Source organism: Kangiella sp. M94, from assembly GCF_054926195.1.
The window spans coordinates 2,428,339-2,441,376 of the sequence record NZ_CM142903.1; the positions used below are offsets into that span (position 1 = coordinate 2,428,339).

Below are 13,038 nucleotides of genomic sequence, written 5' to 3' on the forward strand. Positions count from 1 at the left end.
ATGAAAAGGTTCTTACGCAAATACGGTGTTCTCTGTGCCCTACTGACCATAAGCCTCACGGCTTTTGGTCAGGCCGGTTACATCAAAGCCAAAGCCATTCTCGCGCAGTACCTTTTAGATGATGCATGGCAGCAAACCTTAGCTGATGGGCAAGCGCACAAACCCTGGGACTGGGCGGATACCTTCCCTGTAGCAAAACTGACTGTGCCCAGCCAAAACATCGAGCAGTTAGTGCTATCCGGTGCCTCGGGGCGCAACCTCGCCTTTGGCCCCGGCCACCTGCTATCTAGCAGTCTGCCCAGCCAACCCGGCCACACTATCCTGGGCGGCCATCGCGATACTCACTTTGAATTTCTACAATACCTCAAAGCAGGTGAGCAGATTTCAATACAGGACAAACATGGTGTTAGCCACCAGTACATCGTCACGCAAATAGAAATTCACAATATCGAAACCGATCAGATTCAAGACAGAGGCATCAACCAGCTTACATTAGTCACCTGCTACCCCTTCAATACGCTAGAAGTTGGTGGACCATTACGTTATCTGGTTCATGCAGAGAAGGTTTGATTAAATTCTCTTGGAATGGAATAAATCTCAAGGCTCTTCGTTATATAAAAACATTAACGGTGAGGAGTGTGCTATGAAGCGATTAATTCAGGGGATTTTATTAGTCTTGATGTTGGTTGGGATTGTGATTTTGTTGTTGCGCTAAAGATCAAAGTCACTGGATCCCGCTATCAAGTAGCGGGATGACAGAACAACAATTAATTGCGTGCTATTTGTTTACTCTTTGCAACTCTACAAACTGATAATGATAGGGATTTTTGTCATCCGGCTGATGCTTTTCGCGCGAGACTTCCTGCCATTCTAAATGGGTCCAGTCGGGGAAGTGGGCGTCGCCGTCTGTATCTAAATCAATGAAGGTCAGGTAGAGCTTATCGGCATGATTAATCATCTGATAGTATATATTGGAGCCACCGATAATCATGACTTCTTCAGCATCACCGGCTGCGTTAAAAGCTTGTTCAAGGCTGGTAACAATCTGGCACTGTTCGTTATGAAATGCTGAACGGTAATCGGGGTTGCGGCTGATGATGATATTTTTGCGGCCCGGTAACACCATGCCAATCGATTCATGAGTTTTACGGCCCATGATCACAGGCTTGCCTAAAGTGACAGCTTTGAAGTGCTTCAAATCAGCGGGCAGGTGCCACGGCATTTGATTATCTTTACCAATGACCCGTTCATTGGCCATAGCAACGATTAAGCTGATGCTCGGTCTGCTGAAGGTCGGCTTGCTCATATCCGTACCCTAAACTGCTACCGGAGCTTTGATGTGCGGATGACTTTCGTATCCGACAATTTCAAAATCTTCAAACTGATAATCAAACAATGAATCTGGCTTACGTTTGATATTCAATTTCGGTAACGGCAATGTTTCGCGCGACAATTGTTCTTTGGCTTGCTCAAAGTGGTTGCTGTACAAGTGGGTGTCTCCACCTGTCCAGATAAACTCACCCACCTCTAAACCTGTTTGCTGTGCCATCATATGAGTTAACAGAGCATACGAAGCGATATTAAAAGGTACGCCTAAGAATATGTCTGCGCTACGCTGATACAACTGGCAGGATAACTTGCCGTTGGCCACATAAAACTGAAACAGTGAATGACACGGCGGTAAAGCCATTTCATCAGCAACGCCCGGATTATAGGCCACCACCATCAGGCGACGGCTGTCTGGATTGCTTTTAATTTGCTGTAAGACATTTGAAATTTGATCAATAGTGGTGCCGTCCGGTTTTTTCCAGGAACGCCATTGCTCACCATAGACAGGACCCAGATCGCCATTCTCATCGGCCCAATCGTCCCAGATAGAAACGCCATTATCTTTCAGATACTTGATGTTGGTATCGCCATTCAAGAACCATAACAATTCATAAATGATCGAGCGAAGGTGTAATTTTTTAGTGGTAACTAATGGGAAACCATCCTGCAAATTAAAACGCATCTGATAGCCAAATACGCTGCGCGTTCCGGTTCCGGTTCTATCGCCTTTATCTTCGCCATTGTTGAGTACATGGCGCATCATATCGAGATATTGTTTCATAGTGACTACCGTTTCTACCCTGTCGTCGTGTCAATTAAGTACAACAATCAATTAAGCCTGTTTTTTTGGTTTGCTGTAGGCCATTACCAATAAAATTAAACCCGCTACAATCATTGGCGCGCTTAGCACCTGCCCCATCGTCAGCCAGGAAATGATTTCGCCTAAATGCGCATCCGGCTCACGGAAAAATTCTACGCCAAAACGTGCCGTGCCGTAACCCAGCAGGAATAACCCCGACACCGCCATGCGTGGACGTGGCTTGGCTGAGTAAATCCACAGCACGATAAATAATACTAAGCCCTCAAATAGCGCCTCGTACAATTGCGATGGGTGGCGCAACAAACCCAGCTGGTCGCTCGGAAAGCGCATCGCAAGGAAGAAGTCTGCACTTGCTTCGCGTCCCCATAATTCGCCATTGATAAAGTTACCAATACGGCCAAACATTAAGCCCAGCGGTACCAGAGGAATAATAAAGTCGGTTACTTCAAAGAAAGACTTTTTGCTTTTTCCTGCAAAATACCAGGCGCCGCCTGCAACGCCAAGCATACCGCCGTGGAAAGACATGCCACCTTCCCAGATTTTAAATAGATACCAGAAGTCCTGTTTCCACCATTCGAGACCATAAAACAACACGTAACCAATGCGGCCACCAATGATGACACCGATGAAGGCATAAAATAAAAAGTCGGCGACCTGATCTTTGGTCCAGCCCGAATTGGGGCGCCCTGCACGATAATTGCCCAGCATCCAGGCTGCGATAAATCCCAGTAAATACATTAGCCCATACCAACGCAGGGCAATCGGGCCTATTTCAAAAATGATTGGATCAATCTGTGGTAAATTCATCTATCTCTCTAACATGTTATAAGTATTCTGTGATAATTTTAATGCCGACTACAATGAGCAATAATGCAAAAAATCGTTTAATAACCTTGGTTGGCAAGCGGTGCGCCAGATAGGCACCAAAGGGCGCGGTTATGATTGAGCCGACGGCAATCGCAATCATAGCAGGCAGATAAACATATCCCAAATGATAATCGGGTAATCCAGCCACATTCCAGCCCAGGGCAATATAACCGACAGCCGCCATCACCGCTAATGGCAAACCGCAGGCAGCAGCAGTGCCAATAGATACAACCAGTTTTTCCTTATGGAACAATAAGTAAGGCACCACCAGACTACCGCCACCGATGCCTACCAATGAAGACAAGGCACCCATTACTACAGCGCTGGGACTAGCCTGTTGCCAGTGCAGGCGCTCGCCTTTAGCGACTGGCAACTTGTCGATCATCATGCGTAAGCCCATCAGTATCGAGAAAAAGCCAAAGATCCAGGCTAGCCACTCGGTATTCATCAGCTTGGCTAAATAAGCTCCCAGCAAGGCTCCGACCATAATGCCCGGTACTAACAACTTCAATAGCCTTACAGAGACAGAATCGCGGCGGTAGTGCGCCACAGCAGATGAGACAGCGATAAAACAAATGGTTGCCATCGAAGTGGCCAGTGCCATATGCATGATGTGCTGTTCTGGTACGCCGATTTGCGGCAACAGCCAAACCATCGCCGGCACAATCACCAAACCACCGCCGATACCGAATAAACCAGCAAGAACACCGTTTAAAAGGCCAAGGCCCAGTAGTAATAGCAAAAAGTAAGGTTCTAGCGCCATGCAAGCCACTTAGATTATGGTTTTCGTTGCTGGGCATTATGACGAATGATGCCAAGTTAGGCAAAAATCGAATTCTTCAATGAGCGGTTATTCAGTGTACCGTAGGTTGGCGATGAACGAAGTGAATCCCAACAGGTGTTGTTTGGCTAGAAAGATGTTGGGATTCACTTCGTTCATCGCCAACCTACCCTTGGATACAACATACCTAGATCCTCATAAAATTTTTTTAACTGCCAATCAATAACTTGTTCTGATAAAGCGCGATCAGTTAACATGAAACCATATCAGTTCTATCGAAAGGATGACTCATGCGCCGATTCAGCGAAGCGTGCGAACGTAATAAAGGGCCAATTCTGGATGCCATCAAGCCCTATTTACAACACAGTAATGAAGTTCTCGAAATAGGCTCCGGCACCGGCCAGCATGCGGTGTGGTTTGCTGAAGCTATGCCGCATCTAACCTGGCACACTACCGATTTGCGAGAAAATCATCCTTCTATCATTGCCTGGGTCGAAACCAGTGAACTGCCGAATCTGCGCAAACCACGGACACTGGATGTTGGGCAAGGCGTTTGGCCAGTTAATCAGGTTGATGCTATTTTCACCGCCAACACCTGCCATATTATGCCCTGGGAGCGAGTGCGCGATATGTTCCAAGGGGCAAGCCGTGTGCTTAAGCCCGGTGGCCATTTGCTTATCTATGGGCCCTTTAAGGTCAACGGTGAATATACTTCAGAATCCAACAAAGAATTTGATGCCTCTTTGAAGCAACGGGATCCTGAAAGTGGACTGCGCGATTATGACGATATGAATCGAGCCGCTCGCCATAATGGCTTCTCATTAATCCAGCGTCATGAAATGCCCGCTAACAATATGCTGTTGGCCTACCAAAAGAATTCAGCTTTTTAATTTCGATAATCAGAATTCATCACTTTTCAGCCATCAGAACCTCCTTTTTTCAGCGTCTAATACGAGCTTTAAGAAGGAGGACTTATGCTTACCAAACTTACTGTTTCCATTTGCTTGTTATCTTTAAGCTTCAATGCGTCCGCCTGCGGCGGCTCTAACTCCTCTTTGATGGAGGATCTTCTTATCATTATCTCTTTCGGGCTGATTCTGGTCTGCGTCTTCATTCTGCCGCTCAGCATTGTTCTGTTTAACAGTCGCAACCACTCTCCGCATACAGCTTATTTTATTGGCTATTTTTCTTGCGCAGTTGGAACTATTGTACTGATGTTCTACGCAAGTAATGAGCTGGGGGTATATCTAGTGGTAGTTCTGTGTTTATTTTGTGCCCTGCCGACGTTCCACGCCCTGGTGCTGGCAGTCCTCCAAAATAACCTCCAGAATAACCACACAGGCAAAAAAAGAGCAGCTGATTAGCTGCTCTGTTGGTCTTTGTTGCCTCGGTAGGGATGGCGCGGACGGCGCTTCCGCTTACCCTGCTTGTTGCCCCCATCATTACGATGCTGATGGTTAGGGCGAGCTCTTGATTCCTCGCTAGGTGGGGTTACACCACGCTGATTGGCGTCATTCTTTTCCGAACGATAGTGCTTGGAAGGTTTACCCTTAAACTGAAAGCGGAACATGCTGCTCATCAGTTCAGACAAGGCAGCGCGATAAACATCGCGCTTGAAATTCACCACATTACGCACTGGATACCAATAGTTCACCCAGATAAATCCATCAAATTCTGGATGGTCGGTGGCAGCAAAATCAATTTTACTTTCATCAGCCATTAGCTGGAGCAAGAACCACTTTTGCTTTTGCCCAATACATAACGGTTGAGAGTTTTGTCTTACTAAACGCTGGGGCAATCGGTATTTATACCAATGCTGCGTACTCCCTAGAATACGGACATCATCTTTTTCAAGGCCGACTTCTTCGTATAATTCTCGGTACATGGTCTGTTCCGCGCTTTCGCCGGGATGCACTCCTCCTTGAGGGAACTGCCATGATGTTTGTCCGAAGCGGCGTGTCCAGAGCAACTGGCCCTGGTCATTACAAATGATGATGCCGACGTTGGCTCTAAAGCCTTCTGCGTCGATCATCGATCTATCCAAATCATAAAACTTTGTTATCATTGTTCCACAGACTTGGATTTTCGACAATAAAAAAATATATAGCCTATGAAGCAGCAGACTTACGCAACGAAACAAGAGCTACTCGACAAAGCTCAATCACTGGCAGGCTTTACCCTCGGTGAACTGGCGGCACAATATCAGTCCGAATTGCCGCAACACCTGTTGCGTGAGAAAGGGCGCATAGGACAATTCTTCGAATATTTGCTCGGCGCTACCTCTGGCTCACTGGCACAGCCGGACTTTCTTGAGCTGGGTATCGAGCTGAAAACCTTGCCCATAGATAGCTCGGGCAGGCCTCTCGAATCTACCTATGTCAGCGTTGTACCACTGACCGATCTTCATGGGCTAACCTGGCACAACTCAGTGGTTCGACATAAGTTAATGCAGGTGTTATGGATTCCGATTCTCGCTGAACGCACAATTCCGGTTGCCCAACGGCAAGTAGCCATGCCATTTATTTGGCAACCAAACACTCTACAGGAAAGCTTATTAAGAAAAGATTTTGAGGATACGATTGAGACAGTCGCAATGGGCCAAATTGAACAAATTGATGCACGCTTCGGTGAAGTGATGCAAGTTAGACCAAAAGCAGCAAACGCCAAAGCATTAACGGAAGCAGTGGGACCAGAAGGCGAAATGATTAAAACATTACCAAGGGGATTTTATTTAAGATCGTCATTTACTAGTCAGATTATATCAAGCCAGTTTGCCTAATCAATTTGTACACTTGCCATATAGTGAGCCATCTTGCGCTGATTTGTAATGATTTCTAACTGTTTTTCTAACTGCATATATTCTTGATAATATTGAACTGACTTTTCAAGATCATCTTTTGAAGAATATATATTGGCAAGAATTTTGCATGATTCCATCAAACGAGTTGTATCATTATATTGTTTTGCCCGTTCGTATGCAGAAAGGGCATACTTTAAAGCTTCGTCTATTTCTTTTGCTTTTAACAGCGATTCAGACAACTTTATTTCGTACAAATTTCTTAAGTTTTTGTAGTCCAACTCCTTAACTCTATTTTCCCAAGGCTTTAAGGTTAACACTGCAGCTCCAGGGTTTTCTAATAATAAATAGTGCCTCGCTCTAATTTCAGCTACCAGGATCTTGAAAAGGTCGTCGCCTGTCTTATCGCAATAGTCCTCTGCTGACTTAATTCTTAAATCGGCTATTTCAATTGAGCTTTTTTCTACTTCCCAGCTCGCCATTTCATAATGGCCAACACATAGCCGAAGAACATCTTTTTGCTTCTCAGCAATACTCAACATTTGTCGGCTATACTCCATTGCTTTTGACAGAAGGCCCGACTGTTTATACAGACTGGATGCATTTTGCAATACCGCAAACTTATGCAATTTTTTCTCATCTAGATCATTTAAATTCTCAAGTGAATGAGCAGAATGAATAAATGCTTCTTTATATTTTCCTTCGAATAAATATATATTGGAGAGTAAAGAATGGGCCCTTGATTTTAAATCTATAGTTGTAGCAGTAGATGTAAGCTTAATGAGTTCTTGTTGTGACTGGTTATAGTCACCAGCGATAGCTAAGGAATGGGCAAAGTAGAGGTGATATAAATCCCTTTGTTGTAAATTCAATCGCTCCATTTCCCCTTTAAGTTCTTCTAGAATACTTCTTGCTAATTGAGGATTTGAAGTCTTAATCAGCTCAACTGTTGCTAATTGAGCATCATAATCACTTGAGTTAATCTCAGAGCCGTGACTAACCTGACAAATCAATACAGTTAAGCTTATGATTAAACTAATTAAAAATTTATGTTCCATATATTTCAATCCATTATTACCTAGAGTCGAGCTTAGTTTTTAAGCTTATATTATCTGTTTCACGTATAGACTGGAAAGCCAACTTTCTTTGCCTAACCTTAGTCCTTAGCTCATTATTGAGCTCCATATATTCTTTGTAATATTTGATCGCTGATTCATTGTCATTTGCTACAGAATAAATTTTTGCTAACATGCCTGCTGCGCCTAAAACCCTCTTCTTATCATTATTCTTTTTAGCAATTTGATAGCCACTTAACGCGTACTCCTCGGCTTTCCCTAACTTGTCTTTAGCTAAGTATATTTCTGCGTAAATTATTTGTGCCCTAGCAGTTAATACGTCCCAACCAAAAAGCTTAACCCTTTTATAAGTATCTTCCATAATGCGGTCTGCTTTTTCATAATGCTCATTTAGCATAGCTATCTCTGCTAAACTTGCTTCTATTTCAAGTAACGCCAATTGCTCACTGGCACTTTCACAGTAAGGCTTTGCTAGCTTCAATCTTTCTTCTGCAATTTTGGTTTTCTGCGCCATGATTTCGATTGAAGCCAGCTCATAATTTGCATGACATAGTGGCTCATTTTTGTTGCTTCGGTTTGCTTCTGTTAAGTGTCTTCTAGAAAGTTCTAATGCATATTCAATAAGTTCCGCTTCTTTATAAACTCCTACAGCATTTTGCAAAATATCCAATCGATAAATCGGATCTGAAACTTCTGAAAGCTGACTTAATGAATTGTCCAGTGCGACAAAGGCATCAATATCATTACCCCGGATATTTTCTATTGCAGCAAGTATTGAATAAGCTCTGGAACGGATATCAATGGAGTCACTTTCGAGCGTTAGAGACGTTAGTATCTCTTTTGCAGAGTCATACTCTGCTTGCATGGCTTTAGAGTGTGCTTTCAGGAGGCGATATAGATCTAGTTCCTTTTGATCAAACTCAGATTCAAAGCGGCTCAGTTCTTCCAATCTTTTTCGAGTATCAGCAAGACCATTTAACCTAACAGATTCAATATATTTTAATTTGCCATAGTAATCCTGTCCCTTATCAGCAGCTTTTGCATCTAAAGGTATAAATAATAATACACAAATAAGTATTGGCAGGTATTTTTTCATTTCCATATGATAGCAGAATTTCCTGATTGGTTAACTATTGACCAACCTTTTAGCTATATCCTCTTCCTTAATCGTAAATTGATCAAGAACTTTTTTGTTCGCCGATAACTTTACGGCTGGCGGCACTACTAGCGTCGAATAGAGTTTAAGTGTTTGTTTATGAAGATCTTTCAATCTAACTTTATCCTTGCGGACAGGTTCAATTGGTAACACAGAGGCTTCATAAATAATGACTTCATGTTCTGGCGGATACCACTCAAGCATGTGCTCACAAAATTGTTTTACCCACTTAGCGCTAGTGCTGAGTTTGGTAGCCGTATGCTCACCTACCAAACCTATTTGCCATAAAATCAAATATCCCCGGTTATTCGGGATATGGTCGTAAAACAAAAACTGTGAGGCTTCAAAGTGTTGCGCACCACAGGTGCCAGGATCTATTCCAAGGTCTGCATAGAGACAGGCTTCCGCAGAAATTCCAGGCTCCATGTGTGCTTTATAACCTTCGGCAGTGGCCTGTCGCACTGTTTCATGTGGCGCCCAGGCAAAGACACCAGCATGACCATAAAATGCACCACAAACATTTTTCCCAGCCCGAACTTCCGCCATCATCATAGAAACCATTTCTTCATAAGTATCCATGCGATGTTTACCTTCTGCATACAAGCTTTGCAAGCTAATCACATTGGGATTGATCTGTTTTAACCAGGTCTCGATCAGCGGATGAGGTACTAAGCAGAATATCACGTCGGCATGTTGTAAATAACTGCGCGCACGCACTGAAATATGTCCAGCCAACAACATGCCGGTACTGACGGCTACAAATTGTCCTTGCTTATTTGGCACGGATTAATCTTTCATCATCTTAATAATTGTAATCAAGTGAGCTTTCTCACCAATCAGTTTTTTTATCTGCTTTTGATCGCCAGACATTACTGCCTTTATTTCATCCTGATCGAGTCCCATCTGCCCCATCACAGCTTCTGGGTTTTCAAGGTAAGACTGATTTAACTGGCTATCTTCGGATAATTTGATAATGAATTCTTCTAACTTTTTCTTAGACATAGGTCCCTCCTGTTATTTTTAAGCCTTTCTTGTATAAACGATCATGCACTAAAAAGCCAGCAAACGCTGGCTTTTCTCTTTCTGATTAGTCCTGATCCTGATAACTTTCAATGCTTGGGCAGCTACAAATCAGATTACGATCGCCGTACACATCGTCAATACGATTGACCGTTGGCCAGAACTTCGATTCGATAGTTGATGGCGATGGATAAACCGCTTCGGTGATTGAGTAGGGCTTATCCCAGTTACGGATATCGGATTGGGTATGCGGTGCATTTTTCAACGGGTTGTTTTCCGCATCCCACTCGCCTGAGCGTACTTTCTCAACTTCCTGACGAATACTGATCATGGCGTCAATGAAGCGATCCAGTTCGTATTTCGATTCACTTTCAGTTGGCTCAATCATGAAGGTACCGGCTACCGGGAAGCTCATGGTTGGTGCGTGGAATCCGTAATCCATCAAGCGTTTGGCGAAATCCACTTCGCTGATACCAGTTTCAGCTTTAATCTGACGCAGGTCGATAATGCACTCGTGCGCAACCTTGTCGTTACGTCCCATATACAATACTGGGTAATGAGGTGCTAATTTATTTTTTAAGTAGTTAGCGTTCAACAAAGCTACTTCCGTGGATTTACGCAAGCCTTCACGGCCTAGCATTTTAATATAAGCCCATGAAATCGGTAGAATCATGCCACTTCCATAAGGAGCAGCTGAGACCGCTCCGTCACGTGCTTCAACACTGTGGATTTTACGCACCGCATGGCCAGAAACAAATGGAGCCAAATGCTTTTTAACACCAATCGGCCCCATGCCAGGGCCACCACCGCCGTGTGGAATGGCGAAGGTTTTGTGTAGATTCAAGTGCGATACGTCAGAACCAATTTCGCCAGGCTTTGAAATACCAACCTGAGCATTCATATTGGCGCCATCCATATAAACCTGGCCGCCGTTGTCATGAACAATCTGACAGATATGCTTAATCTCTTCTTCAAACACACCATGCGTTGACGGATAAGTCACCATCAGTGCCGCCAGGTTATCTTTTAACTCAACCGCTTTGGCTTCCAGATCTTCAACATCCACGTTTCCTTTTTCATCACATTTAATGATGACAACTTTCATGCCGGCCATCTGTGCAGATGCAGGATTGGTACCGTGTGCTGAACTTGGTATTAAGCAGATATTACGGTGATCTTCGCCGATACTTTCAAAGTATTTTTTAATCGCCAATAAACCAGCATATTCACCCTGCGCACCTGAGTTAGGCTGCATGGACACAAAGTCATAGCCGGTAATTTCGACCAGGTCGGCTTCCAACTCTTTGATCATGTCGAGATAACCAGCTGTTTGCTCTTCTGGCGCAAACGGGTGGATATTGGCAAATTCAGGCCAGGTCACTGGAATCATTTCGCTGGTGGCGTTCAATTTCATGGTACAGGAACCCAATGGGATCATGCCGTGTGCCAATGAAAAATCTTTATTTTCCAGACGCTTTAAATAACGCAACATATCTGTTTCAGAATAGTAATCATTAAAAGTAGGGTGCGTTAAGAAATCTGAGGTGCGCTCAAGGCTAGCCGGAATGCTGCTCTTGGCTTCTGAATCCAGTGCAAACACATCAGCCTTGTTGCCAGTTAATACTTCAATCAGCTCTTCAATGTCGGTCTGGTTTTTCGCTTCGTCAATTGAGAAACTGACCTGGTCACCATTATAGCGCAAGTTAATCAAAGCAGCGTTAGCGCGCGCCTGAATCGCATCCACACCTTTGGCTTTAAAAGTCACTGTATCGAACCAGCTATCATTAACCAGCTCTAAGCCTGCGTCTTGCAACGCTTTAGCAACTATCGTGGCATAACGGTGAATGCGGTTAGCAATAGTGGTTAAGCCTTTCTTACCGTGGTAAACCGCGTAGAAACCAGCAATGTTTGCTAGCAACACCTGCGCAGTACAGATGTTGGAAGTCGCTTTTTCGCGGCGGATATGCTGTTCACGAGTCTGCATCGCCATACGCATGGCCTGGTTGCCGCGAGTATCCACTGACACACCGATAATACGGCCAGGCAATGAACGCTTGAATGCATCACGAGTCGCAAAGAAGGCTGCGTGTGGACCACCAAAGCCCATCGGTACACCAAAACGTTGCGCAGAACCGAAGACCACGTCCGCGCCCATTTCACCCGGCGCTTTCAAAAGCACAAGACTCATGATGTCCGCGCCGACACAGGCAATCGCCTTGTTATCGTGCAATTTACTGATGATAGGTTCTAAGTCGGTAACCTGTCCGTTGACGTCGGTGTATTGCAACAAGGCTCCAAACACATCGTGGTTAGTTGCTTCGGTGACAGGCCCAACAATCACATCCCAGCCATAATGCTCGGCGCGGGTCTGCACCACGTCCAGAGTTTGCGGAAATACTTTTTCATCCACAAAGAAGCTGTTGGATTTCTTGTTTTTTGACGAACGCTTGGCCAAAGCCATCGCTTCGGCAGCCGCAGTTGCTTCGTCCAGCAATGAAGCGCTGGCCAATTCCATGCCAGTTAAATCCATGGTCATTTGCTGGAAGTTCAAAATAGCTTCTAGACGACCCTGAGCAATTTCAGGCTGATACGGCGTATAAGCAGTATACCAACCAGGATTTTCCAGCACGTTACGCAAAATCACGGTGGGCGTAATGGTGTCGTAATAGCCCATACCAATATAGGATTTGGCAATTACGTTTTTGTCGGCTAACGACTTAAGGTATTTCAAAGTCTCCGCTTCTGAGCGTGACTCTTCAACCGCCAAAGGCGCATCAATTTGAATTTTGTGTGGGACAGCCTTATCCACCAAATCATCCAGCGAGCTTAAGTTTAGCTCTTGTAACATCTCCTGGATTTCGTCCTCACGAGGGCCTAAGTGACGACGAATAAAGTCATCGGACTGTTGCAGTTGTTGCAAAGGTGCCCCTTTCAAACTCAATGTGTCAGCCATAGCTTTCAAATACCTACTTTGGTTAAACGGCTAAAATCAGCCACTAATTAAAACAGAAAAAGCCCCGATATTGATTCGAGGCCTTAAATCAAACTCTTACTTGTATATCCAAAACCTGATGAACTCTTTTTGATTCACCGGGCTTACTCCCAACGGCTTATCGCGCAAAACTTAAGGAAATTTTTCTTAGGCTAGACTAGTTTCCTAAAAGCTAAAAAGTATTCAGGTTTCTAGCGCAA

At 44.4% G+C, this 13,038-nt stretch carries 13 protein-coding genes and 1 pseudogene; 4 read left to right on the plus strand and 10 right to left on the minus strand.

What is annotated here, in order from left to right; all coding sequences use genetic code 11:
* Positions 1 to 570 carry a class GN sortase gene (locus ACYTXU_RS11240; protein ID WP_462206875.1) on the plus strand — a complete coding sequence of 190 codons (570 nt, stop codon included), beginning with the start codon at positions 1 to 3 and terminating at the stop codon, positions 568 to 570.
* Between the two features lie 208 nt (positions 571 to 778).
* Here the strand turns inward: ACYTXU_RS11240 and folA are convergent, their stop codons facing one another.
* From folA to ACYTXU_RS11260, 4 genes are read right to left on the minus strand one after another with little or no spacing between them, the layout of a single operon-like run.
* On the minus strand, positions 779 to 1,306 hold the full coding sequence (gene folA, locus ACYTXU_RS11245) for a type 3 dihydrofolate reductase (RefSeq protein ID WP_462206876.1): 528 nt from the start codon (positions 1,304 to 1,306) through the stop codon (positions 779 to 781).
* 9 nt (positions 1,307 to 1,315) lie between these two features.
* Entirely contained in the window at positions 1,316 to 2,110 is a 795-nt protein-coding gene (gene thyA / locus ACYTXU_RS11250; RefSeq protein ID WP_462206878.1) for a thymidylate synthase, read from the minus strand.
* 51 nt (positions 2,111 to 2,161) lie between these two features.
* Entirely contained in the window at positions 2,162 to 2,956 is a 795-nt protein-coding gene (lgt, locus tag ACYTXU_RS11255) for a prolipoprotein diacylglyceryl transferase (RefSeq protein ID WP_462206879.1), read from the minus strand.
* 16 nt (positions 2,957 to 2,972) lie between these two features.
* A complete protein-coding gene (locus ACYTXU_RS11260) occupies positions 2,973 to 3,779 on the minus strand; it encodes a sulfite exporter TauE/SafE family protein (protein ID WP_462206880.1) in 807 nt (268 codons plus the stop codon).
* 308 nt (positions 3,780 to 4,087) lie between these two features.
* Here ACYTXU_RS11260 and ACYTXU_RS11265 point away from each other — a divergent pair, with 308 nt between their 5' ends.
* Positions 4,088 to 4,687 carry a DUF938 domain-containing protein gene (locus ACYTXU_RS11265; RefSeq protein ID WP_462206881.1) on the plus strand — a complete coding sequence of 200 codons (600 nt, stop codon included), beginning with the start codon at positions 4,088 to 4,090 and terminating at the stop codon, positions 4,685 to 4,687.
* A gap of 84 nt (positions 4,688 to 4,771) precedes the next feature.
* On the plus strand, positions 4,772 to 5,161 hold the full coding sequence (locus ACYTXU_RS11270) for a hypothetical protein (RefSeq protein WP_462206882.1): 390 nt from the start codon (positions 4,772 to 4,774) through the stop codon (positions 5,159 to 5,161).
* 155 nt (positions 5,162 to 5,316) lie between these two features.
* Here the strand turns inward: ACYTXU_RS11270 and rppH are convergent.
* Positions 5,317 to 5,829, minus strand: a pseudogene (rppH, locus tag ACYTXU_RS11275) (RNA pyrophosphohydrolase); the annotation flags it as partial.
* A 78-nt stretch (positions 5,830 to 5,907) separates the two neighbouring features.
* Between rppH and mutH the strand changes: the two are divergent.
* On the plus strand, positions 5,908 to 6,576 hold the full coding sequence (mutH, locus tag ACYTXU_RS11280) for a DNA mismatch repair endonuclease MutH (RefSeq protein WP_462206883.1): 669 nt from the start codon (positions 5,908 to 5,910) through the stop codon (positions 6,574 to 6,576).
* On the opposite strand, the gene ACYTXU_RS11285 is transcribed toward mutH, so the two are convergent.
* The 5 genes from ACYTXU_RS11285 to gcvP all read right to left on the minus strand — a co-directional run bounded on the left by ACYTXU_RS11285 (position 6,573) and on the right by gcvP (position 12,799).
* On the minus strand, positions 6,573 to 7,652 hold the full coding sequence (locus ACYTXU_RS11285) for a tetratricopeptide repeat protein (protein ID WP_462206884.1): 1,080 nt from the start codon (positions 7,650 to 7,652) through the stop codon (positions 6,573 to 6,575). The genes mutH and ACYTXU_RS11285 overlap by 4 nt on opposite strands.
* A gap of 16 nt (positions 7,653 to 7,668) precedes the next feature.
* Positions 7,669 to 8,772: a tetratricopeptide repeat protein gene (locus ACYTXU_RS11290; protein WP_462206885.1), complete on the minus strand. Its 1,104-nt coding sequence runs from the start codon at positions 8,770 to 8,772 to the stop codon at positions 7,669 to 7,671.
* Positions 8,773 to 8,796: 24 nt separating this feature from the next.
* A complete protein-coding gene (locus ACYTXU_RS11295; protein ID WP_462209420.1) occupies positions 8,797 to 9,567 on the minus strand; it encodes an SAM-dependent methyltransferase in 771 nt (256 codons plus the stop codon).
* A gap of 45 nt (positions 9,568 to 9,612) precedes the next feature.
* On the minus strand, positions 9,613 to 9,828 hold the full coding sequence (locus ACYTXU_RS11300; RefSeq protein WP_462206886.1) for a hypothetical protein: 216 nt from the start codon (positions 9,826 to 9,828) through the stop codon (positions 9,613 to 9,615).
* Positions 9,829 to 9,913: 85 nt separating this feature from the next.
* On the minus strand, positions 9,914 to 12,799 hold the full coding sequence (gene gcvP, locus ACYTXU_RS11305; RefSeq protein ID WP_462206887.1) for an aminomethyl-transferring glycine dehydrogenase: 2,886 nt from the start codon (positions 12,797 to 12,799) through the stop codon (positions 9,914 to 9,916).
* Positions 12,800 to 13,038: the final 239 nt, after the last annotated feature.